This window comes from Streptomyces sp. NPDC057136 (genome assembly GCF_042670885.1).
GTDB lineage: Bacteria > Actinomycetota > Actinomycetes > Streptomycetales > Streptomycetaceae > Streptomyces.
On the sequence record NZ_JBHUUV010000001.1, the window covers coordinates 533,758 to 557,859 of the forward strand.

At 68.8% G+C, this 24,102-nt stretch carries 12 protein-coding genes and 3 pseudogenes; 8 read left to right on the plus strand and 7 right to left on the minus strand.

All coding sequences use genetic code 11. From position 1 onward, the window contains the following. Positions 1-30 precede the first annotated feature (30 nt). The 3 genes and pseudogenes from ACFT7S_RS02455 to ACFT7S_RS02465 all read left to right on the plus strand — a co-directional run bounded on the left by ACFT7S_RS02455 (position 31) and on the right by ACFT7S_RS02465 (position 3,509). Positions 31-1,284, plus strand: a pseudogene (locus tag ACFT7S_RS02455) (MFS transporter). A 433-nt stretch (positions 1,285-1,717) separates the two neighbouring features. Then, positions 1,718-2,158: pseudogene (locus ACFT7S_RS02460) on the plus strand (acyl-CoA synthetase); the annotation flags it as partial. Beyond that, positions 2,151-3,509 carry a carboxyl transferase domain-containing protein gene (locus ACFT7S_RS02465; RefSeq protein ID WP_382725827.1) on the plus strand — a complete coding sequence of 453 codons (1,359 nt, stop codon included), beginning with the start codon at positions 2,151-2,153 and terminating at the stop codon, positions 3,507-3,509. The pseudogene ACFT7S_RS02460 and the gene ACFT7S_RS02465, both read left to right, overlap by 8 nt. A gap of 108 nt (positions 3,510-3,617) precedes the next feature. On the opposite strand, the gene ACFT7S_RS02470 is transcribed toward ACFT7S_RS02465, so the two are convergent. Further along, positions 3,618-4,139: an SMI1/KNR4 family protein gene (locus ACFT7S_RS02470; RefSeq protein WP_382725830.1), complete on the minus strand. Its 522-nt coding sequence runs from the start codon at positions 4,137-4,139 to the stop codon at positions 3,618-3,620. 13 nt (positions 4,140-4,152) lie between these two features. After that, the gene (locus tag ACFT7S_RS02475; RefSeq protein ID WP_382725833.1) at positions 4,153-12,810 is read right to left on the minus strand and encodes a DNRLRE domain-containing protein; all 8,658 of its coding nucleotides are present in this window, start codon (positions 12,808-12,810) and stop codon (positions 4,153-4,155) included. A 338-nt stretch (positions 12,811-13,148) separates the two neighbouring features. On the opposite strand from ACFT7S_RS02475, the gene ACFT7S_RS02480 reads away from it, so the two are divergent. The 3 genes from ACFT7S_RS02480 (at position 13,149) to ACFT7S_RS02490 (ending at position 16,513) form a co-directional block, all read left to right on the plus strand. Then, positions 13,149-13,661 (plus strand): MmpS family transport accessory protein, encoded by a 513-nt coding sequence (locus ACFT7S_RS02480; protein WP_382725835.1) that lies wholly within the window; start codon positions 13,149-13,151, stop codon positions 13,659-13,661. Then, positions 13,658-14,794: an N-acetylmuramoyl-L-alanine amidase gene (locus ACFT7S_RS02485; protein ID WP_382725837.1), complete on the plus strand. Its 1,137-nt coding sequence runs from the start codon at positions 13,658-13,660 to the stop codon at positions 14,792-14,794. The genes ACFT7S_RS02480 and ACFT7S_RS02485 overlap by 4 nt, the downstream gene beginning before the upstream one ends. A 480-nt stretch (positions 14,795-15,274) precedes the next feature. Continuing rightward, positions 15,275-16,513 (plus strand): PP2C family protein-serine/threonine phosphatase, encoded by a 1,239-nt coding sequence (locus ACFT7S_RS02490; protein WP_382725839.1) that lies wholly within the window; start codon positions 15,275-15,277, stop codon positions 16,511-16,513. Positions 16,514-16,592: 79 nt separating this feature from the next. On the opposite strand, the pseudogene ACFT7S_RS02495 reads toward ACFT7S_RS02490, so the two are convergent. The 5 genes and pseudogenes from ACFT7S_RS02495 to ACFT7S_RS02515 all read right to left on the minus strand — a co-directional run. After that, positions 16,593-16,706: pseudogene (locus tag ACFT7S_RS02495) on the minus strand (IS481 family transposase); the annotation flags it as partial. Positions 16,707-17,088: 382 nt separating this feature from the next. Continuing rightward, complete coding sequence (locus ACFT7S_RS02500) at positions 17,089-18,432, minus strand: class I SAM-dependent RNA methyltransferase (RefSeq protein WP_382725842.1); 1,344 nt, start codon at positions 18,430-18,432, stop codon at positions 17,089-17,091. A gap of 100 nt (positions 18,433-18,532) precedes the next feature. Then, positions 18,533-20,581, minus strand: coding sequence for an APC family permease (locus ACFT7S_RS02505; RefSeq protein WP_382725845.1), 2,049 nt, complete (start codon positions 20,579-20,581; stop codon positions 18,533-18,535). Between the two features lie 125 nt (positions 20,582-20,706). Beyond that, positions 20,707-21,747 carry a 1-aminocyclopropane-1-carboxylate deaminase gene (locus ACFT7S_RS02510; protein ID WP_382725848.1) on the minus strand — a complete coding sequence of 347 codons (1,041 nt, stop codon included), beginning with the start codon at positions 21,745-21,747 and terminating at the stop codon, positions 20,707-20,709. Between the two features lie 62 nt (positions 21,748-21,809). Beyond that, the gene (locus ACFT7S_RS02515; protein ID WP_382725851.1) at positions 21,810-22,469 is read right to left on the minus strand and encodes a GntR family transcriptional regulator; all 660 of its coding nucleotides are present in this window, start codon (positions 22,467-22,469) and stop codon (positions 21,810-21,812) included. Positions 22,470-22,695: 226 nt separating this feature from the next. On the opposite strand from ACFT7S_RS02515, the gene ACFT7S_RS02520 reads away from it, so the two are divergent. Then, a complete protein-coding gene (locus tag ACFT7S_RS02520; RefSeq protein WP_382725854.1) occupies positions 22,696-23,364 on the plus strand; it encodes a potassium channel family protein in 669 nt (222 codons plus the stop codon). Next, positions 23,364-24,041, plus strand: a complete 678-nt coding sequence (locus tag ACFT7S_RS02525; protein ID WP_258049716.1) for a TrkA family potassium uptake protein — start codon at positions 23,364-23,366, stop codon at positions 24,039-24,041. The genes ACFT7S_RS02520 and ACFT7S_RS02525 overlap by 1 nt, the downstream gene beginning before the upstream one ends. Positions 24,042-24,102 lie beyond the last annotated feature (61 nt).

The following is a 24,102-nucleotide window of genomic DNA, read 5'->3' on the forward strand; positions in this document are numbered from 1 at the left end:
TTCCTTATTTTCAGGAAGCAAGGCATCCGTATGCCCTCCACTGCCGTGGACCACTCCCCCGTGCCCACTCGCGCCCGGCCCGCTGCCCCGGCCGGGCGTCGGGGCAACCCCTGGCTGACGCTCATAGCCGTCGCTTTCGGCCTGTTCATGGTCGGCCTCGACGGTTCCGTCGTCGCGATCGCCAACCCGGAGATCGGCCGGGACCTGAACGCGTCCACCGCCGACCTGCAATGGGTCACCAACTCCTATCTGCTCGCGCTGGCCGCCGCGTTGATCCTCGGCGGAAAGCTCGGAGACCGCTTCGGCCGGCGTACGTACTATCTGGCCGGCGTCGCCGGCTTCACCGTGGCCTCGGTCGCCATCGGTCTCGTGGGCTCCATCGAAGGCGTCATCGCCTTCCGTGCCCTGCAGGGCTTCTTCGGCGCGCTGCTGATGCCCAACACGCTCGGTCTGCTGCGTGCGGTGTTCCCGCCGAAGAAGTTCGGTATGGCCGTGGGTATCTGGGCGATGGTGTCCTCCGTGTCCACCGCACTCGGCCCGATCGTCGGCGGACTGCTGGTCGAGCACGTCAGCTGGGAATAGGTCTTCTTCATCAACCTCCCGATCGGCATCGTCGCGCTCGCGTTCAGCGCCTTCGTCCTGCCGCAGAGCAAGAGCCCGGCCGGCGAGCAGCGCTTCGACGTCCCCGGCGTGATCCTCCTGGCACTCGGCCTGCTCGTCCTCGTCTTCGGTGTCGTCAAGGGCGAGACATGGGGCTGGAGTTCGGGTTCAACACTGGCCACCCTCGGTGCGGGCGTGGTCCTGCTCGCGGTGTACGCCGCGATGTGGCCGCCCTTCATCGCGCTGGGCCTCGGCGTCGGCATGGTGATGGCCGCCTCGTCCGACGCGATCGTCGGCAACGCCCCCGTGAAGGACGGCGGCGTGGCGGGAGGTCTGCAGGCCACCGCGCTCCAGGTCTGCGGGGCGCTCGGCACCTCCGTACTGATCTCCCTGATCAGCAGCCGGGTGGGCTCGACGCTGACCGGCGAACTCTCCTCCGCCGGGGTCCCCGGACCGTTGGCCGAGGGTCTGCACAAGGCCAAGGACGCGGTGGCGATGGGGGTTTCGCCGGTCTCCGGTGACATGCCCGCGCAGTTGAGGGCCGCGGTGATCGAAGGCAGCGGGCAGGCGTTCATGAACGGTATGCACACCGCGGCGCTCGTCACCGGTGCGCTGTGCGTCGCCGGCGCGGTCCTCGCCGCGGTCGGCGTCCGGCGTAACCCGGAGGCTCCCGCCCACCACTGAGGGCACCGGCCGCGCCCACCAGGAGTCGACCATGACCGCGCCCGCCACCCCTGCCAGAACCGCCGTTCCCACGCCTTCCATGCGGGAACCGTTGATCAGTGGTCTGATCGGCGGCGCGATCGGTGCGGTGATGAGCGCGGGTATCAACTACCTGCTGGTGCGCCTACCGGACAGCGAGGGCGTCAACGCCGTCAACCACGCGATCTCGGGCCTGATGACGGGCTTCCCGGCCGGTTTCGCCGGCCCCCTGGCATACCAGCGCAAGGCGGTCCGGAAGAGGTTCGCACCGTCGGCCGCGTGGCGAAACACACGGCGATGCGCACCAGCAGGACATTCATGGCCGCCCCAGCCCACACGCGAGAGAAGGCTGCCGGCTCCGGTGTCGCCCGCGCCCCGCCGACATCGCCGAACACCGCGGTGAGCGAGATCCTAGGTCCGGGGCCCGAACCTCTTCACCGGCTACCTTGGACGGCACGAGGCAACGAAGGACGCCTTCGACCAGGACTGGTTCCGCACCGGCGACATGGCCACGCTCGACGCCGACGGCTCGGTGCGCATCGTCGGCCGCCGGTCCACCGGCCTGATCAAGAGCGGGGGATACAAAATCGGGGCCGGCGAGATCGAGAACGTCCTCCTGGAGCATCCGGGCGTGGCGGACGCCTCGGTCACAGGCGGGCCGGACGCCGACCTCGGCGAGATCGTCGTCGCCCGGATCGTCATGGCCGATCCGGCCGCGCCGCCGGGCGTCGAAGAGCTCGCCGACCACGTCGCCCACCATCTCGCACCCCACAAGCGCCCCCGGGCCGTTCGGTTCCGCGACGCCCTGCCCCGCAACCACATGGGCAAGATCATGAAGCGAGCACTGCATGAGTGACCCGATGACGGCACGCGAGGCACTCGCCCTCGTTGCCGACGACTTCACCGAACTACCCTTCCCCGAAAGCACCTTGACCGGCGACGGACCGATCGACTGGCCCGGCTACTCGGCCGCGCACGCCCGCGCCGCCGCCCGTACCGGCGAGTCCGAGTCCGTGATCTGCGGCACGGGCACGGTCCAGGGAGTGCCGACGGTGCTGATCTCCTTCGAGTTCCGGTTCCTCGGCGGCTCCATCGGCGAGCTGACCGGGGCCCGCGCCGGCGCCGCCCACGAGCTCGCCCGCGCGCGGCGGCTGCCCGTGGTCGTCCTGCTCGCCACGGGTGGGAGCCGCATGCACGAGGGCATGCGGGCCCTCCTCCAACTCCAGTACCTGGCACGGCAGTCAGCGCTCACCCGGGCCGCGGGACTGCCGCAGATCGCCGTCCTGCGCGACCCGACGACCGGCGGCGGCTGGGCCACCCTCGGCGCGGGTTCCGACATCGTCCTGGCGCTGCCCGGCGCCCAGGTCGGCTTCGCCGGTTCCCGCGTCCGACCACCGGACGCGGACCCCGCCGCGTACACCGCCGAGGCCCAGCTCGCCGCCGGCCACATCGACGGCATCGTGCCGCCCTACGGGCTGCGCGCCGCGCTCGGGAGCTGGCTCACGCTGCTCACCACCCCGGCGGACGGCCCGGTCCCACCGCCCCGCGCCCTGGGCCACCCTGACACCGAGCCCGCGGTGACCGGCCGCCAGGCCGTGGCACGCGCCAGGCACCCCGACCGGCCCCGCGCGCACCACTACCTCGACGCCCATTTCCACCTGCGCGAGGCGATCTCCGGCGACCGCTGCGGCGGCGTCGACCCTGGCATGCTGTGCGGCTTCGGCCGACGGCCGGACGGCCGCACCGTCGCCTACGCCGCCCAGTGCGGCACCGCGACCCGCCCGGGCGGGTTCCGTACGGCCGCACGGCTCGTCCGCCTCGCCGACCGGCTCGGAATCCCGGTCCTCACGCTCATCGACACGCCGGGAGCGGCCAACGACCCGGCGGCGGAACACGCCGGGGCGGGCGCCGCGATCGCCGACCTCTTCGGCGCCGTCGCCTCCGCCCGCGTCCCGCTGACCGCCCTGCTCATCGGCGAGGGCGGATCGGGCGGCGCGCTCGCGCTCGCCGCCCCGGGGAACACCTGGGCCACACCCGACAGTTACTTCTCGGTGATCGCCCCCGAGGCGGCCGCGTCCATCCTCAAACGCACCCCCGAGGACACCGGAACCATCGCCGATCAACTCCGCCTGAGACCCCAGGACCTCCTCGACCTGGGCGTCGTCCGCGGAATCGTCGCCCCCCGGCCGACTGGAAAATGCCCGTGACGCAACGGAGCCCCACCTTTGGATGGTGGGGCTCCGTTGCGTCACGGGAAAATCTTCACGCGGTGGTACCCCCTGTCACCAGGACAGGAGATACCACCGCGTTCATTTTCAGGGCAGGAATTCGAAGAACGGACGGTCAGGCGCGAGGTTGCGAGAACACACCGTCACGTCCTCACCCCTGAGATAAGCCAGCAACCATTCGCTGAACGTCATCTCGTGGAGAGTGTGGGCCGGACTGTCCAACTCCTGAACCAGGACGCGCCAGGGCGACGATGGTTCATCAGGAACGCGAAGGAAAACCCATTCCCCCGTCGTGGCCGATGCCACCGGCATCAACTCACCGGGGTTCGCCCCCACCGGACTGGGCAGGAACTCGGCCATGTCCTCCTCGCGCCAGAACTCGAGGTCCTCCCTGATGTTCTTTCCCAGGCTGTGCAAAAGGTGGCCGGCGGGATGCTTCAGATACAACTGCCCGTTGATCGAGATCGAACCGTAGGCGTCCACGATCTCGCGGAAGTCCGCGGGGAATTCGATATCGAGTTCCCGCTGAAGTTCGATCCATGGTGCCGGATCCGACCAGTTGAACCGGGGTTCGCCCAACAGGGCTTGGATCTCTGAAAGCGTTGCCACCACTAGGCCCCTTCTAGCATGTCGAGCCGATGCCGGTCGAGGAGTTGATCGCAGTACACGAGTAGGTGTCCGTGATATTCCCCTGCGGTCCGTATACGGTCATTCCCACCTGAACGGTTGTTGGAACGGCCGAATGAGGGTCTCCGTATATGGGCACGACCGACATGAACAGTTTGTTGTCGGCGTTCAAGGCTTTCCACCCGAAGGATTCGACCTTGCTGGCCATCCTTGCATTCGCCCTGCCATGCAAAGCAACCAGGTTTCGGACGTCCTGGCCGGTGCCCTTGCCCCAATAACCTATCAGGTGGCCGGCCTGCGGGTTCCCGCCTCCTGCCGCAATTTCACCCATTCCGTCCGGCTGGACGGACGGTTCGCATTCGGAGCACTTCGGCATGCCGCCCGCCCCGGTGCGCGACCTGCGGTCGGCCTTGGTGAGGAACGCATAGGCGCCGGTCGCCCTGCAGCCCTTGTTCCCCTGGTGATCCGTGTACTCCTCAAGACCGCCGTAGACCCGTCCTCCGTCGATCAGAGGCATCGGGTCGCACGTGGGGTTGTTGGTGTCGGTGGTCCGCGGCGCAGGCCTGGGCGCGGGGCCCGGCGACGGCTGGGGGGTGGGACCCGGACGCGGCTCGTTGGACGAGTCGCTGGAACCGGCATCGTCCGCGGACGGCATCAGCATGCTGCCCAGGGCCGTCCCCGCGTCCGCCAGTTGCTGCTGACCCTGCGGTGTCGACGCGTACAGGGCCGTGGCCAGTGCCGCCCCCACCCAGTAGATGGCCGGGATCGCGAACCAGACGAGATGACCGTCCAGTTCGACGCCGCTCACCGGGTTGCCGCCGGTGAAGGCGTAGCGGTTGCTGGTGTACGGGTCCGCGCCCAGGCTCATGTCGGCGAGGGCGCCGTTGTACATGTCCCGGGTGGTGAAGCGGTTGAGGCCCGGGTTGTAGTCGCGGAAGCCCATGTCGTACGTACCGGACTGGGCGTCCCAGCGCTTGGCGTTGAAGCGGTAGGGGTTGTACTCCTCCTTGTCCGGCTGGCCGGCCTCGGGCTTGTCGATGCCGGTGAACTCCGTGGCGTCGTTGTTGCCGTAGGCGGTGTAGCCGTAGGTGGCCTTGGTGTCGCCGTTCTTGTCGGTCAGGGTTTCGACGTCGGTGTGGCTGTTGTAGCCGTAGTAGCCGTCCTCGGTCGTGCCGTCGGTGTTGTGCTTGCTCTGCGACAGGCGCTCGCCCCACGGGCTGTACTGGAACGACTTGGTAAGCGCACCGGCGACCTTCTCGTCGAGGACCTCGCCGGACAGGCCCAGGTACTCGAAGTCGGTGGTCTTGCCGTCCGCCGTCTTCGACGCGGTGCGGTCCAGCGGGTCGAAGGCGTACGTCGTCGACTTCATCGCGCCGCCGGCGTCCATCTTCTGGGACTCCGCGACGTGGTCGAAGCCGTCGTAGACGCTCCGCTCGATGACCTTGCCGCCGGAGATGACCGACTGCTGGCGCCCGAAGGGGTCGTAGGTGTAGTTGGCGCTGACGCCCGACGTCGTCGCGGTCAGCAGCCTGTTCCGGTCGTACTGGAACGTGGTGCCGGCACCCTTGACGGTCTGGCTGATGACGTTGGCGTTGTCGTCGTGGACGTACGTCTCCGTACCGGCGCCGTTGCCCGTCTTGACCGACTTGGTGAGCCGGTCGGCCGGGTCGTAGGTGAAGTCGGTCGTGGAGTCGAGGTACGCCGAGCGGTTGTCGGCGTTCATCTTCTTCGCAACGTCCTGCGCCTTGTTGCCGTTGGTGTCGTAGGCGTAGGTGTGGGAGGCGACCAGCGTGGTGCCGTCCGCCTTCTTCTCCGTCGTCGACTTCAGCGCACCGTCGAGGAAGTAGGCGTAGTCGATGGCGTTGTCGTTGGCCTTGGTCTCCTTCAGCTTCTGACCGCGGTCCGTGTACGTGTACGAGGTGACCTTGGGGGTGCTGTCCGTCGCGGACTTACCGACGGACACCGTCTTGACCTTTTCCCGCAGGTCGTAGGTGTACTTGGAGAACTGGCTGGGGTGGGTGACCGTCTCCGACTGCCCGTTGGCGTCGTACGTGTACGACGTCGCCTTCTTCTCCACGCCGGACAGCGACTCGGCCACCTTCTGGACCTGGTTGAGGCCGGTGTAGGCGATGGCGTAGGCGTCGACCTTCGCCCCGGACGACGTGTCGTCGATCGACGTCAGGTTCCCGTTGACGTCGTAGACGTAGTTGAAGGTCCGCTTCTCGTTGTCGGTCTCCGCGGAGTTGTCACGGACCAGCTTGACCCCGTCCGCGACCACGACGCCGGCGCTGTTCTGGGCCAGCTTCAGCTTGGTGTCCTCGCCCTGCTTGAGGGCGTAGTTGCCGAGGCCGACCCAGGTGCCGGTAGCGGCGTTCTGGTCCTTGGTGACCGCCGGTTCGGTGGTCGTGCCGTGCGAGAGCGTGTACTTCGCGGTCGTGGCGGCCCCGGTCACCTTCGGGTACTTCACGTACGCGGTGTACGAGCCGTCCTTGGGGATGTCGAGCGTCCACGTGAAGGCGTCCGTGCCCGTACCGGCCGCGTGGGTGCGGTGGTCGTAGCCCTGCTGCCCGGTGATGTCCCCGGTGGCCCAGGTACCCGTGGAGGAGGTGTGCTGGGTGTCGGAGTTGTCCGCGAGGACCACCGACTTGCCCACCGGAACACCGTCGTCGGAACGGGACTTGACCTTTCCGTCGGGGTAGAACGACCACGTCATCGTGCGGTTGGAGGAGCCGCCCGCCGACGTCAGCGTCCTGGTCGTCTGCTGGCCCAGGGCGTTGTAGTCGTAGGTGGCGCCGATGTCCCACGGGTCCGTGGAGCTCTTCGTCCAGCCGTTGTCGAAGTAGTCGTGCTTCGTGATGTTGCGGACCGTCTGCCCCTCCGAGGGCGGCATCGAGGTCTTCGCGACCCGGCCCACGGCGTCGTACTCGGTCTCGGTGTAGACGTTGGGATCGTTGTGACGGGTGTCCGCCGGGTCGTACGGCTGGTACTGGCGCTTGGGCCGGTTCAGCGCGTCGTACTCGGTGCGGGCGGTGAAGGCCGTGGTCGTCCCCGCCTCGACGGCTCGCGGGGTGATCACCTTGGTGGTGTTGCCGACCTGGTCGTACTCGGACCGGCTCGTACGGTAGGTGATCGGCGAGGTGCCGCTGCGCGGGACCTTGACCTCGGTCTGCTTGCCGCGCTCGTCGTAGCTGACGAGCGTGGTGTTGTTCTCGGCGTCCGTCGTGGAGACGACCAGGTTGTCCTTGTCGTAGGCCTTCCTGGTGGTCTTGCCGGCGGCGTCCGTGACCGTGGTGGCCCGGTGGTTCAGGTCGTAGGCGGACAGGGTGGTGTAGTCGGCCGTGTCGGCCGTGGCGTTCTTCTTCGGGTCGACGACCTTGGTGGTGTTGCCGACGTTGTCGTACTCGTAGCTGACCTTGTCTCCCGCCGCGTTGACGACGGAGGTGAGCTGGTAGATCTCGTTGTAGTGGTTGGTCGTGACGAAGTCCGCCGCGTCCGCCGTGGTCAGCGTGCCCTTCGGCTCGGTCGTCGTCTTGAGGTTGCCGACCTTGTCGTAGGTGTAGAGCGTCTTCCGCTCGTCCGACGTCGTGGTGTACTTCGGCGCGGTCGCCGAGGTCATCTGGTCGGTCGCGTCGTACACCGCGGTGGACACCGCGCCGTTGGGCGACGTCGACGTGGTGACGTTGTCGTTGGCGTCGTACACGGGTGCCGGAGCGGTGATCAGGTCGCCGGCGGCCTGGTCCTTGGGCTCGGTCTTGACCAGCGGGCGGCCGTAGGCGTCGTACGTCTGCGTGGTCTTCTTGCCCAGCGCGTCGGTGACCTCGGTGACCTGGCCACGCTCGTCGTAGACGAACGTCGACGACTTGTTCAGCGCGTCCGTCATCGTCGTCGGGAAGCCCGTGGGCCCGAAGCCGCTGTTCGTGTCCGCGTTGCCGTTGGCGTCGATCGCCTTGGTCAGCTGGCCGTAGGAGTCGTACTCGTACGACGTGGTGTAGTCACCCGTCGTCGTGGTGGCGACGCCCTTGGGGTCGGTGACCGTCTTCAGGTTGCCGAAGGTGTCGTAGCCGAACTGCCACTTCCGGCCCTCGGGAGAGGTCTTGGTGAAGATATCGGCCGAGTAGCCGTCGGCACGGGTCTGGTACACGTACTTGGCGGAGTTCGCCGGGTAGGTGCCCGGCGCACAGTCACTCTGGGCCGGCACGCCCGCCTTGTTGTTCTCCGCGTCGCGCTTCCAGAGCGGGTAGCCCGTCTTCTGGTCGTAGCAGTACGCGGTCTTGGCGCCGTTGTTCTCCTCCGTGTACGTGACGTTGTTGTCCGCGTCCCACGACAGCTTCATCGTCTGCGACTTGGCGTTCGTCGACTGGACGGCGCGGCCGAAGTCGTCGGTCACGTAGGTGGAGGCACTCGACTCGGCGTCGGTGACCTTGGTGTCGGTGAACTTGGCGTTGCCGGTGTTCACCGCGTACGTGAAGCCCGTGGCGCCCTGGAGACGGTCGGTGATCGTCTTCGTCCACCAGTGGTACTTCGGGTCGTCCCCGGTCTGAGGGAAGTTGTACGTCAGCGACGTGGCGTTGCCGCGCGGGTCGGTTGCCTTGACGAGCTTGACGTTCTTGTTGCCCTGGGTGGCGTCGTACTCGAAGGCGAAGACCTTCGGCTGGGTGGAGCCGGCACCGTCGGTGAGCTTGGTGAGCAGGCCCTTGTCGGAGTACTCGAAGGTGACCTTGCGGAGCGAGATGTCGGTCATCGACTTGATGTGGTCGATGATCTTCGGGTTGTTGCTGTCGGCCTTGGAGTAGTACTCGACGGTCAGCGACTGGCGGCCGGCCGGGTCGGTGACGTACTTGAGGAACTTGGTCGGCTTGTTGTTGGACTTGCGTTCCTCGTAGGTGTACGTCTGCGTGTTGCCGTTCTTCTCGACCAGCGACGTCATGTAGCCGTCGCAGCCGAACAGGAACCGGGTGCCGTCGGGACGAGTCATCGTCCAGGCGTCGGGGATCGGGTCCTTCAGCGGCGTGCAGTCCAGACCGGGCTTCGCCGACAGCTTGTAGTGGACGCCCGCCGGGGCCTTCCAGGAGCCGTCGGGCTGCTTGCGGAAGACGTGGGTGGTGCCGTCGCCGTCCGGGAGCCTGATCTCGGTCGGGTTCGGCTTCGGGTGGAACTCCAGCGGCGCGCCGAGCCGGATCGGGCCGGCGGCCTGGAAGGACCAGCCGGGGCCGGAGACCGTGTCGGAGGTGTCGAGGCTGTTGTACGCGAACCGGGCGAACGTGGTGACACCGCGGCCGGGGTTGGTGAAGGCGTTGTACTGCCAGACGGTGTTGCCGGACGCCAGGTCGCTCATGACGGTCGAGCCGGCGCCGGTGTTCTTGCCCGTGTAGACGTAGAACTTCTCCATGCCGAGCTGGTTGGAGGTCGGGTCCTCCACCGCCACGTTCTGCTTCAGGCCGGGGATGCCCGCGGTTCCCGAGGCCCAGGTGCCGGCCGTCTTGTTGTAGACGTCCCAGGTCAGGACGTAGTCGGTGCGCTTGTTGCCGTTGTCCGAGTTGATCGGCGTCTTCACCAGCGCCTGCAGCGAGACGCTGTCACCGGGCGCGACGTTCGACAGCAGCGCGGTCTGGACCTGATTGCCGCCGTTGGTGACGTCCGTACCGTCGGGCAGGGCCCACTTGTAGGTGAGGACGTGATCGGCCGCGTTCCAGGTGGAGGCGGTGGTGTTGGTGAGGGTGAAGTCGACCGTGTAGTCGGTGTTCGGGGTCATCCGCGCCGGGGTCTGCGGCGCGTAGTACGTCGACTCCGTGGTGGAGTCGATGTACGTGACCACAACCCTGGGCTGGAGCCTCGACTCGGTGCCCTCGGAGGACAGGAAGAGGGTCCGCTCCTGCGAGGCCGCCTCGTCCGCCATCTTGACGACAACGCCCCGCTGGGAGGCCGGGGTGGTCACCCAGGACTGCGCGAGCGAGGTCACGTTCCAGTCGTGGCGGGCCGGGTCATTGGTCTTCGCCCCGGTGTCGGCCGTCACCGCGCCGAAGTCACCGCCCGCGGTGGACCAGTTCGTGGTCGAGTCGGCCTTCACCCAGGTCGCGGCGGCCTCGTCGAAGTCACGCGTCAGCGGACGCATTTCGTAGACCGCGCCCGCCGTGTCCTGGGCGGTCTGCGTGCTCCACAGTCGTACGTTCGCGTCCAGCACCCGGGCCGTGGCCGGGATGCCGAGGGCCGGGAACTTCACCAGGGCGCGGGTGTCGCCGTAGGTCGCGGAGTTGTTGCCGACGCTCAGCCAGTTCCTCGGGCCGCCGTCGTCGATCGTGTCGTGCGTGAGCGTCGTGCGGGCCGAGGACAGGGTGGTGTCCTGCGTCGCGGGCAGCACCTTCGTGGTGCGTCCCGCCTTCGGCAGCCGTACGAGCTGCGTCGGGGCGGCGACGACCTGCCCGTCCTTCGTCTTGACCGCGACCATGTAGTAGTAGGCGCGGCCGTACGGGTCGGGGTCGTCCGCCTTCGTCGGCGTCGCCGCCGTGTCCGTGAACGACGTCGTGGCCGGCGCGACCGGGGAGACCAGCGTCGCGGCCGAAGGCGTGAAGGTCTGGTTGATCGAACGGTGGACCTGGTACTCGACGATGTCGTCGGCGGTCCCGATCGGGTCCCGGTCCTGGTACGCCGTCCAGGACAGCTCCGCGCCCGTGTCGTGGATCGTGGTCGGGGCGGCGAGGTCGACGCCCTGGCGGCCGAAGGTCATGACGAGGCGCGGGTAGTTGGCGCTCTCGCCGCCGTACCCGAACTCGCTGCCCTCGTAGCGCGGACCGCCCTTGGGGCCGTTCGCGGACTCGTCACCGGCCTTGATCACGAAGCCGTTGTTGACCTGCGCGCCGTCGATCCAGGACTGAACGGTCTTGGTCACCGGGAAGGTGTGCCAGGTGTTCAGCTCGCCCGGCTGCTTGGTGACCACGCCGCCCTTGGTGAAGCGGACCGCGTCCGCGATCACCGACGTGCTGGTCGACGCCGGACCGTCACCGAGGACGATCTTGCCCAGGGTGCCGGCCTTGAACGGGTGCGAGCCGAGCGTCTTCCACACGCCGGCCGTGCCGGCCTGCTGGTTGACCGTGTACGCCTTCGTCCCGCCGTCGTACGTGACGGTGTACGGGGCGTTGGTGGCGCGGTCCGAGGCCGGGACGTTGTGCGCCTCGACCTGATAGGTGCCGTCCTCGGGGAGGCTCGGCTGCCAGGTGTACGTGTCACCCGCGACCGAGTCCTTGTTGTACAGGTAGTCCTGGTTGACCGCGTACTGCGTGTACGCCGTGTTCCCCGACGCGGGCCAGGCGCCGACCGCGGCCGTCCGCCCGGCGTCGCCGTCGTCCACCACGACCGACGTGCCCGACAGCTCACCGGTGATCGCGTTGGCGCTGTTCCACGTCGCCTGGTCCTCGGTCCACGCCTGCGTGGCGCGGTGCGCCTCCAGCTGGACCTCGGTGTCGCCCGTGGTGTGGGTCTGGTCGTAGTACAGCTTCAGATCGGCCGAGTCGAGCTTCGTGCCGGCCGGTACGCCGGTCAGCGGGAACCGCATCAGCGCACGCGAGGAACCGGTGCTGGTGTTGCCGACCGACAGCCGCCAGTTGTCGTCGTAGTTCGTCCCCGGACCGTCCGAGGAGATCATCACGTCCTGCGCCGTCGTCGGCGTCGGCGCGATCGAGATCGTCGGATCGACCGTCACCGGGTACTGCCGCTCCGGCGCGGCCAGCCACTTCGCATCGGGCGTGACGTGAAGCTTCCAGCCCTTGCCGGCCCTGGTGAGCTTCTGGGTGACCGTCTTGCTGTATGCGAACCCGTACGGCGACCGGGCGTCCTTCTTGGCATCCGTCATGAACGCCGCGGGGATCACCAGTACCGGATTCGCGGCCTCGCCGTAGAAGGAGACCGAACCGTCCTTGCCCGGCTTCGGCGTCAGCCCGCCGGCGTCCAGCGTGAAGGTGAAGGAGACCGGGCCCGTGGGCTTCCGGTCCAGGACCATGTTCTCCTTCACCCGGCCCGGACCGACCTGGTACGACAGGTCCGCACCGGCCACGGCGTCCTTGTACGTGACGGTGTCGCCCTTGGCGACGGGGGCGAGCTTTCCCGCGCCCTCGAGACCCAGGGTCACCGCATGCCCGTCACCGGCCTCGAACCGCAGCAGCTTGCGAGCGTCCGACCCGAACCAACTACGGGCAGCATTCGTCGTGTTGACGAAGTCGAAGCCTTCGGCGCCGGTCGCGGTGACCGTCGGGTCGATGTCCTTCCAGGACCTCCCCGCCCGATACCCGGTCGGCACCGCTGACACCTCGGCCTGCACCCGGCCGTCGGAGAGTTTCCAGTACCGGGCGTTCGCCGTGCGACTGCCCGTCAGTTCGGCAACTCGCTGCGCTTTCTTGGCCGCTTTGCCCTTCGGCAACTTCTCACGGCTCGGCAGCACCGGAGTCCCACCGGTCGACGGCTCGTCCGGCTTGTCGGACTCGCCCTCGTCCTCCGAGAACCAGCCCGTGAAGGCATCGACGATACCCTCGCCGTTATCACTCGAAACCGGTGCCGCATAAGCGACTTGTGGCAGCATGGTCCCGGCGACCGCCGAAACCACGAGGCAGGCTATCGCCCGCCCGTATCTTGCTTTCACGCCATTCCCTTCATGGGCACCCATCCCGCGCGAGGCGAAACAGGCGCACCGACGCGCGCCGGCGCGGGCACTCCGTCGCCGGTCACGCTGGACCTGACCTCGACCGGAACTCCTCAAGGCATGCCAAACCAGACCACCCTCCGCGTACGGAAAAGTGGCCTCGTTAGAGGTGAGCCGATCATGGCGGGGGGATTCTTCAACACGGAGATGATGGTTCGTCAACCGAACGCGTATATAGGGCATTTCGCTGGCCAGGTCGATGGCGATTGGGGGCATCTTGCCCCGACTTTTCCGCTGCCTGGCATCCGTCGATTCTGATGGTGTATAACCCAAGCGAATTTGCGTCGACCGAAAGCGCGGCCATGTCCACGACAGAAAAGCCGGTAAGCCCAGAAGAGTCAGAAATCCCGGACACCACGAAGGCTTCCCAGTCCCGGGACGACCGCGGCATCGACCGCCGAGGCATCGCCGTCGCGGCGGCGTTGCTGCTCGCGTGCGGCGCGTTCGTGGCGTACGGAGTCCTCAACTCCGATGACGCGCCGGCGCCCCAGCAGGCCGCGCCCGCCGCCGGCGTGACGTACGAGGTGCTAGGCGAGGGCACCGCCGACATCTCCTACCGCGGTCCGGGTGGCGACAAGGCGACCGTGGTCACGAACGCCCGTCTCCCGTGGAAGAAGACCGTGAGCGTCCCGCTCGGCGCTTCCCCGATCGTCAACGTCACCCTCGGCGAAAAGGGCGGCACGGCCAGCTGCACCCTCGCCGTCCGCAGCCGGCACGTCCAACGCGCCACCGCCACCGGCGCCTTCGGTCGAACCACGTGCAGCAGTGAACTTCCCGCACCCGAAGCATCCGCAGCCTCTGAAGGAGCCCAGTGACCGAGCAGTTCCCCTTCCGTCGTACGGCAAGGGTCGCGGCGGCCACCGCCGTCGCCCTCGCGTCCCTCGGTCTCACCTTCCCGGCCCAGGCCGCAGCGGAGATCTCGACCGCCGACGGCGTGCGGAGCATCGCGTTGCACGGGCCCGATCCCGCGCGGCGGGCGTTGTCCGCGCGTCCCACCGAACCGTTCAGCATGCTGGGCGTCACCTGGGACGACCCGCGTGCCCAGCTCGGCGGTACGGCTGAGGTCCGCACCCGCTCCAGCGTCAGCGGCGCCTGGTCGGGCTGGCGTGAGCTCGACCTCGATGTGCGTACGCCCGAGGTGGGATCCGACAGCGACACGGCAGGCGTGCGCGCCGGTACCCAGCCGCTGTGGACGGGGCCGTCCGACGGTGTGCAGGTGCGGGTGACCGGGCAGCACGGCACGCTGTCGAAGCTGCCGGGTGGGCTCCGCGTGGAGCTGGTGGACTCGGCCGACGCCGAAGCCCTCGCCCTGTCGGCCCCGTCCGCCGCGGTGAACACCGCTCCGCAGCCCGCTGTCATCCCGCGTTCCGGCTGGAACGCCGACGAGTCGCTGGTGAAGGACCCGGCGACGTACACGACCGACACCAAGGTGGTGTTCGCCCACCACACCGCCGGCACCAACGACTACACCTGCGACCAGTCCCCGGACATCATCCGCGCGATCTTCCTGTACCACGTGCAGAGCCAGGGTTGGAACGACATCGGCTACCACTTCCTCGTCGACAAGTGCGGCACCGCATTCGAGGGCCGCGCGGGCGGCATCGACAAGCCCGTCCTGGGCGCGCAGACCTACGGCTTCAACACCGACACCTCCGGCATCGCGGTCCTCGGCAACTACAACGACGCCCTCTCCACACCTTCCGTACAGGAGGCGGTCGCCGCCGTCGCCGCCTGGAAGCTCGGGCTGTACGGATACGACGCCGCCGGCACCGTCGCACTCACCGCCGCCGCCGACAACGGCAAGTACACCAAGGGTCAGAAGGTCACTCTGAACCGGATCTCCGGCCACCGCGACGGCTACCCGACCGAGTGCCCCGGGAACAACCTGTACGCCGACCTGCCCGCGATCCGCACGCTCGCTTCGGCCGAGCAAGCCGCGCAGCGTTGACCACAGAACCGAGGAGGAACATGAAGCCCTTCCTCGGCTGCTGAAGCCCCTACGGGCCCTGACCCGGCGCTCGCGTGACATCCCAACCCGTGTCACAGAACGCCAATCGCCGGGAAGCGGCTCGGCGGGGTGAGCCAACGGGGCGGCGGCCAGCCCTCCGCCCCTTCAGGAAGCCCCTCCTCCCCTCGAGAATCGCCACGCACTCCACGTGCGAAGTCGGGTGACTGCGAGGCCCAGGCGTTCCGCAAAGCGCCGGTGCCGGGCCGTTCGACGCGCGGTTGGCCGACTGCGCATCCGTTCAGGGGCTCTGTGGTGCAATGACATCTGCCCGGCAGGGCTTGGCCCCGACCCCTCGCGTACCCGGGAGGGAGCCTGAGCACCAGCGAGCAGTGAGGAGTCACCGTGACCGTATGCGGGCCTGACGGGGAGGGTGTGCCGACCACTCGTACTCCCGGGAACGGGGGTGGCCGAGGCAGGGGGATGACGTTGGCGGGGACGCTGGCGGCGGCGGAGACCGCGGCGCCCGTGGAGTCGCTCGACGTGGTCGCGCGCATGCTCATGGAGCACCTCGGGGCCGCGTCGGTGTCGTTCCTGATCACCGACTTCACCGGCGGCTCGGTCGTAAGGCTGGGGGCGGCGGGCAGCATCGATACCGAAGAACCCGCCCGGCGCATCACGCTGCGGGGCACCCTGTACGACGACGTGATCCGCACCCAGCGGCCGAGCGTGGAGGACAAGGGCGAGGGCGCGCTGGTGCGGATCGTCGCCCCGGTGACCAACCGCGGGGACGCCATCGGGCTCCTCGAACTGTTCCTGCCCGCGGCGCCGGACGCGGAGGTGATGCGGGAGATCGGCGAGACCGCGCACGCCCTGGCCTACATCGTCATCGCGAACCGGTCCTTCACCGACGTGTACCAGTGGGGCCGCCGGACCATCCCGCTGAGCCTGGCCGCGGAGATCCAGCACCGGTTGCTCCCGGCTTCGCTGGCGTGCGAGGCGGCGCAGTTCGCGGTGGCCGGGGCGCTGGAGCCGGCCGACCACGTCGGGGGTGACACCTTCGACTATGTGATCGACCGCGACACCGTCCAGCTCTCCGTCACCGATGCCATGGGGCACGATGTCGGCGCCGCGCTGCTGGCCACCCTCCTGGTGGGCGCCCTGCGCCGGGCCCGGCGGGCCGGTGCCGACCTCGCCGAACAGGCCCGCCAGGCCGACCAGGCCGTGCGCGAGCACGGCCGCCAGGGTTACGTCACCGGCCAGCTCCTGCGCATCAGCCTGATCGACGGCAAGACCGAGTTCATCAACGCCGGGCACCCCTGGCCGCTGCGGATGCGGAACGGACTGGTGCGGGAGCTCACTCCGGAGGTCGATATGCCGTTCGGCGTCCATGCCCCTCACACCTACCGGGTCCAGTCGCTGGACCTGCGGCCGGGCGACCGGCTGGTGATGCTGACCGACGGCATGCTGGAGCGCAACGCCAACAGCCTCGATCTGTCCGACCTGATCGTGCACACCCACGCGCTGCATCCGCGCGAGGCCGCCCGCGCCCTCGTCGCGGCGATCGTCGACGCCAACGACGGCCACCTGCAGGACGATGCGACCGTCATATGCCTGGACTGGCACGGCATCGGCCACTCCCAGCGGGACGCCGACACCGGCGCCGACCTCGCCGACGCCTCCGCACCGTCACGGACCGGGCGGACCACCCCTGGGCACTGACTCGAGGGCTGCTCCGGTAGCCGGCTTCGGCCGATCCCTGGCCGGGCCACCCGGGAACTCTGCCCCGGGTGACCAGTCACCGGGACAGGCCCCAGCGGCTCAGGATACGAACCTTGATGATCCGCCGTTCGGTCCGTGTCGGTGTTGGGCGCGGGCTGTGCCCACGTCCTGGCAGATCTGCTCGTAGGGCTGGTCGGCCGTCCGCGCTCGGACCGGTTGGTGCTCGGGGCGCCAGACCGCCCCGTTCCACTCCACACGGCGGCCGGCCCAGGGACACCGCGGTGTCCTCACCTTCGCCAAGCCGGAAGTCTGTCGTCATCGTGGTCATGGTCGGGTGATATGCCGCCATGAACTGACGGATGCCCGGGCCGGGTGGTCAATCTTCTCGGTAGCCATCGCTCGATCTCCCGGCAATCGCACCTGCCAACAGAATCGTGCCTCTGACCGGTGCCCGGGTGACAGTCGCCGCACTCTGAAGCCGCAGGTCAGCGACTTGGGATGGTGAGGCTGTTCGCTCGACCCGCTTTACGGCGGGAAACAGGTCGAGCGATCCACCTGCGCCGCGCAACCGCAGGTCACGCACCCTTGTTGGCAGGCTCCAGAATCGCCACGCACTCCACGTGCGACGTCATCGGGAACAGGTCGAACGCCCGCAGCGTCCGCACCTTGTAGCCGCCCTCCCGGAAGTACGCCAGGTCGCGGGCCAGGGCCGCCGGGTCGCAGGCCACGTACGCGATGCGGCGGGCGCCCAGCGCGGTCAGCTGCTTCACCGTCTGCTTGCCCGCGCCCGCGCGGGGCGGGTCCAGGACGATCAGGTCGGCTTCCGTGATGCCCGTGCGCGGCAGGACCTGGTCGACCTTGCCGTGCTCGATCCGGACGCGCTCCAGGTCCTTCAGGTTGTGGCGGGCGTCCTCGACGGCGCGCTTGCCGGACTCGATGCCGAGCACCGCGCCCTTCTCGCCGATGCGCTGTCCGATGGCGCCGGCGAACAGGCCGACACCGCAGTAGAGGTCGAGAGCCGTGTCGTTCTTGCGGGGCAGCAGGCCCTGCATGACCGCGCGGACGAGGGTGTCGGCCGCCTGGGGGTGGACCTGCCAGAAGCCGCCGGAGCCGACGCGGTACGTGCGGTCGTCGGCGCGCTCGCGGACGAAGGCGCGGCCGTGGACGCGGTGGACGCCGCCGTCGTGCTCCTCGACGCGGAGCACGGATACCGGCTTGTCCAGTTCGACGAGGGGCAGTCGGCCGCCCGGCTTCGGGGTGAGGATGACCTGACGGTCGTGGGAACCGGTGGCGGAGATGGCCTCCACCGCGGCCAGCTGCGGCCACTCGCGCTTCTCGATGCCCAGCTCGGTGACCCCCGGGGCGGCGATCATGCAGTGGTCGATCGGCTGGACCTCGTGCGAGCGGTGCTTGCGCAGTCCGGCCCGGCCCTCGTCGTCGATCGCGTACTGGACGCGGGTGCGCCACGCGGGCACCTGCCCCTGCGGGAGCTTGTCGCCCTCGGCCGGCATGACCGTGCCGTCCCAGCCGGCCTCCTCCGGGGTGAGGCCCGCGAGGCGCTTCAGCTGCTCGGCGATGACCTCGCCCTTGAGCCGGCGCTGGGCGCCGGGCTTGGCGTGCTGCCAGTCGCAGCCGCCGCACATGCCGGGGCCTGCGTACTTGCAGGGGGCCTCGACGCGGTCCTTGGAGGCTTCGATGATCCTGACGGCGTCGGCGCGCAGGAAGCGTGAGCCGGTCTCGCCGTCGGTGACCCGGGCGACGATCTTCTCGCCGGGGAGCGTGTGCCGTACGAAGAGGACCTGGCCTTCCGCGGTACGGGCGATGCAGTGGCCGCCGTGCGCGACGGGGCCGACCTCGACCTCGTACTCCTCCCCGATCAGCGAGTCCCCGGCCTGCGGCGGAGTGGATTCGTTCTGCATGAGGGGATGGCTCCAGAGATCAAGGGAAAAGCGGCCGGACAACGACCCACCAGTCTACGTGGGTGCCGCCCGACCGCTTACCACAAACCGGCTCCGCCAGTCAGCCCTTCTGGGTGGGCTCTTTCTGTTTCCGTTCCACGGGGCCTCGGCGCACCGATCCCGGAGCGTTCCATTCCGCCCGCTTCCTGGCTCGCATCTTCGCGGCCTCGGACGACTCCAGCTGGTACGGCACGGACGTCACCATGACGCCCGGGGTGAACAGCAGCCGGCCCTTCAGCCGCAGGGCGCTCTGGTTGTGCAGCAGGTGCTCGTACCAGTGCCCGACGACGTACTCCGGGATGTAGACGCTGACCACGTCGCGCGGGCTCTCCCGGCGCAGGCCCTTCACGTAGTCGATGACCGGGCGGGTCACCTCGCGGTAGGGCGAGTCGAGGATCTTCAGCGGCACGTTGATGCCGCGCCGCTCCCACTCGTCCTTGAGCAGCTTCGTCTCGTCCGGGTCGACGCTGATGGAGAGCGCCTCCAGCCGGTCGGAGCGGATGAGCTTCGCGTACGCCAGGGCGCGCAGTGTGGGCCGGTGGAGTTTGGAGACCAGGACGATCGAGTGGACGCGCGACGGCCGGACGGTCTCGTCCGACGGGGTCTCGTCGGCGGCGATCTCCTCGGCCACACGGTCGTAGTGCTTACGGATCGCCGTCATCGTCCCGTAGAAGATCACCATGCCGAGCAGGGCCACCCAGGCCCCGTGGGTGAACTTGGTGGCGAGGACGACCACCAGCACGAGGCCGGTGAAGAAGGCGCCGAAGGTGTTGATCGCGCGAGAGCGGATCATGTGGCGGCGCGCGGCCGGGTCCTTCTCGCTCCGCAGATGGCGGTTCCAGTGCCGCACCATGCCGGTCTGGCTGAGCGTGAAGGAGACGAAGACGCCGACGATGTAGAGCTGGATCAGCTTGGTCGAGTCTGCGCCGTAGATCCAGACCAGCAGGACCGCCGCCCCCGCCAGCAGCACGATGCCGTTGGAGAAGGCGAGCCGGTCGCCGCGGGTGTGCAGCTGACGCGGCAGGTAGCGGTCCTGGGCGAGGATCGAGCCGAGCAGCGGGAAGCCGTTGTACGCGGTGTTGGCGGCCAGGAAGAGGACGAGCGCGGTGGCCGTGGCGAGGACCACGAAGAGGAAGGTCCCGTCGCCGAAGACCGCGGCCGCGACCTGGGAGATCACGGGGTCCTGGACGAAACTCTCGCCGACCGCGGCGCCGTCGCGGATCAGGTCCTGTGCCGGGTTCTCGGCCATCTTCACATCGGTGGCCATGGCCAGCCCGATGATGCCGCAGAACATGGTGACGGCCAGCAGGCCCATCATCGCGAGGGTGGTCGCGGCGTTCTTGCTCTTCGGCTTGCGGAAGGCGGGAACCCCGTTGCTGATCGCCTCGACGCCGGTGAGCGCCGCGCAGCCGGAGGAGAAGGCCCGCAGGAGCAGGAAGACCAGCGCGAAGCCGGCCAGCCCCTCGTGTTCGGCCTTGATCTCCAGGTCCGAGGTCGGGGCGTGCATGGCGTCGCCGAGGATCAGTCCCCGGAACGCGCCCCAGAGGATCATCAGGAAGACGCCGACCACGAAGAGGTACGTCGGAATGGCGAAGAGCTTGCCGGATTCCTTGACGCCCCGCAGGTTCATCAGCGTCAGCAGCACGATCGCGCCGACGGCGACGGGAACCTTGTGCTCCACGACGAACGGGATCGCCGAGCCGAGGTTCTCCACGCCGGATGAGATCGACACGGCGACGGTCAGGACGTAGTCGACCAGCAGGGCGCTGGCGACCGTGAGTCCGGCCCTGGGGCCGAGGTTCGTATTGGCGACCTCGTAGTCGCCGCCGCCGCTCGGGTACGCACGCACGTTCTGCCGGTAGGAGGCGACGACCGTGAACATGAGCACCACGACGGCGAGCGCGATCCACGGGCTGAAGTGATAGGCCGACACACCCGCGATGGACAGCACGAGGAGGACTTCTCCAGGTGCGTACGCCACCGAGGACAGCGGGTCGGATGCGAAGACGGGGAGCGCGATGCGCTTCGGGAGGAGCGTTTCTCCCAGATTGTCGCTGCGCAGCGCCCGGCCGATCAGGATCCGTTTGGGCACGTCGGTCAGTTTGGACACGCAGAGGATCGTATGCGTTCCGTATGGATGCCGATGAGCCACCACCCCACCAAAGTCGGACAATTATTCCTATTTCCCGGCTTCGGGCAGAGAACTTCGCTCAATCTTTAACGTCTTCCTTGCGCTCATGCTTCCGCGAAGAGCGCGCTGTACCCGTTGAGCGCGGGCTGACCGCCGAGATGGGCGTAGAGGACGGTGGCGTCGCGGGCGATCTCGCCGCGCCCCACGAGGTCGGCCATGCCCGCCATCGACTTCCCCTCGTACACCGGATCGGTGACCATTCCCTCTGTCCGCGCGGCCAGCCGCATCGCGTCGAGCGTCGCCTCGTCGGGGATGCCGTACGTACCCCCGTGGTAGCGCTCGTCGAGCTCGATGTCCGCCACGGTGAGCTTGCGCCGCACCCCGATCAGCGCGGCGGTGGCACGGGCGATCCGGGCAATCTGCTCACGGGTCCTGGCCGGTTCGGCCGATGCGTCGATGCCGAGTACGCGCCGGGGCCGGCCGCCCGCCTCCTCGATGGCGGCGAAGCCCGCGACCATGCCGGCCTGGGTGGAGCCGGTGACCGAGCAGACGACGACGGTGTCGAAGAAGACGCCGAGGGCGGCCTCCTGCTCGACGACCTCGTACGCCCAGTTGGCGAAGCCGAGGCCGCCGAGCGGATGGTCGGATGCGCCGGCCGGAATGGCGTACGGGCGTCCGCCCCGGTCCTCGACCTCTCGCAGCGCCTGCTCCCAGCTCTCCTTGACGCCGATCCCGAAGCCGGCGCGCACGAGACGGATGTCGGCTCCGGCGAGCCGGCTGATGAGGATGTTGCCGACCTTGTCGTAGACGGCATCGGGCCACTCCACCCAGCTCTCCTGGATGAGGACGCACTTCAGACCGGCACGGGCCGCCACCGCCGCCACCTGGCGGGTGTGGTTGGACTGGACGCCACCGATCGACACCAGGGTGTCGCAGCCCTTGGCCAGCGCGTCGGCGACGAGGTATTCGAGCTTGCGGGTCTTGTTGCCGCCGTACGCGATGCCGGAGTTGCAGTCCTCACGCTTGGCCCAGAGCGCGGCGCCGCCCAGGTGCTCGGTGAGCCGGTCCAGCCGGTGCACGGGCGAGGGCCCGAAGAGGAGGGGGTAGCGCTCGTACGAGGCGATGTCGGCCGGAAGGGTCGTCACGGGAGCTCCTTGGATCTCGGGGTGGGATACGGCAGGGAACGGTCGGGGGGCCGGTGGAATGGTCAGGGGGCCGGCGGCTCGTCCGCGAGCTCTTCCAGGGCGCGCCAGATCTCCGCCGTGATCCGGGAGGCCTCCTCCGCGTCTCCCCCGGCGCAGGCGTCGATGAGCCGGTCGTGCAGTGCGGCCGAGCCGTGCGCCGCACTCGCCGTGCCGAACTGCCGCCACTCCAGGCGGCGGATCAGGGGGGTGTAGCGCGCGACCGTGGCGGCGACCGCGCGGTTGCCGCAGGCGGCGACGAGCACATCGTGCAGCTCGTCGTCGGCGCGCAGTGCGGCGGCGGTGTCGCCGTCGGCCGCGGCCGCCCGGAACCGTTCGTTCGCCACCCGCATCGCCGCGATGTCCGTATCCGTGAGGTGCGGGACCGCGCTGCGGGCAGCCAGTTCCTGCATCGCGCGTACGACGGCGGCGGCATCCCTGACGTCGCGCGGGACGAGCCGGGTAACGCGGGTGTAGCTCTGCGGCTTGCTCTCCACGAGCCCTTCGCCCGCGAGCCGGGACAGGGCGTCGCGGACGGGCGCCCGGGAGAGCCCGAGCCGTTCGGCGAGTTCGCCGTCACGGACGGACGCACCGGGTGGAATGTCGCCGCGGACGATGGCGTCGCGAATCGCTTCGTACGCGGTGTCGCGCAGCAGGGTCCGTCGGACGGGCCGGAGGGTCTCCATGAACTGACATGTTAGATGTCTGTGCTCCCGTACTCAAGAGTGCGGGCAGGGGGTGAGAACGCGGGGCACACTCGGATGAGGCGGCCGATACGAGGCGGCATAAGCTCAATCCCGGGCAACGCCGAACGTCGTTGACCCGTTGTTTGCCCGGCAAGCTGAGAAAGAAGTGTGACCAGGGTGTTTTCGCAGGTCAGCGGGATGACCAGGACGGCGAGGTAGGCGCAAGGTGCACATCGTCATCATGGGCTGCGGGCGAGTCGGAGCCGCTCTCGCGCAGACCCTGGAGAAGCAGGGACATACGGTCGCCGTGATCGACCGGGACCCCACCGCGTTCCGTCGCCTGGGTTCCGGGTTCGGCGGCCGCCGGGTCACCGGGGTCGGTTTCGACCAGGACACCCTCCGCGAGGCCGGGATCGAAGAAGCCGGCGCGTTCGCCGCGGTGAGCAGCGGCGACAACTCGAACATCATCGCGGCCCGCGTGGCCCGCGAGATGTTCGCCATCGAGAACGTCGCCGCCCGGATCTACGACCCGCGGCGCGCCGAGGTCTACCAGCGCCTCGGCATCCCCACGGTGGCCACCGTCCGCTGGACCGCGGACCAGATGCTGCGGCGGCTGCTGCCGTCCGGCGCCGAGCCGCTGTGGCGCGACCCGAGCGGCGGGGTGCAGCTCGCCGAGGTGCACACCACGCCCTCGTGGATCGGCCACAAGATCAGCACGCTCCAGGAGCAGACGGGCGTCCGCGTGGCTTTCCTCACCCGTTTGGGTGAAGCGATCCTGCCGACGTCGCAGACGGTCCTGCAGGAGAGCGACCTGGTCCACGTGATGATGCGTACGGACGAGGTCGCGAAGGTCGAGGCGGCCTTCGCCGAGGGCCCGGAAGAAGGCGGTCACTGATGCGCGTGTCGATTGCCGGGGCAGGCGCGGTGGGCCGCTCCATCGCGGCCGAGCTGCTGGAGAACGGGCACGAGGTGCTGCTGATCGACAAGGCGCCGACCGCCATCTCGGTGGAGCGGGTCCCGATGGCCGAGTGGCTGCTCGCGGACGCCTGCGAGATCACCTCGCTGGACGAGGCCGCCCTTCAGCGGTGCAACGTCGTGATCGCCGCGACCGGCGACGACAAGGTCAACCTGGTCGTCTCGCTGCTCGCGAAGACCGAGTACGGCGTGCCGCGGGTCGTCGCCCGGGTGAACAACCCGAAGAACGAGTGGCTGTTCAACGAGTCCTGGGGCGTCGATGTCGCGGTCTCCACGCCGCGGCTGATGTCGGCCCTCGTCGAGGAGGCGGTGAGCGTCGGCGACCTGGTCCGGCTGCTGCGCTTCAGCCACGGCGACGCCAACCTCGTCGAGCTGACGCTGCCCCCTGAGTCGGCGCTCGCCGGCACCCGGGTCGGCGATGTGGCGTGGCCGGAGGACACCTCGCTGGTCACGATCATCCGCGGTACGCGCGTCCTCACGCCGAACGTCGAGGAGTCTCTGGAAGCCGGTGACGAGCTGCTCTTCGTGGCGGCCCAGGCGCGCGAGGAACAGCTGGAGGATCTGCTGTCGGTGCGCCGCGAGCTCACCGAGGACTGACCCGGCCCGCACGGGTACGAAAACGAGAGGGGCCCCGAACCGTGTCATACGGTTCGGGGCC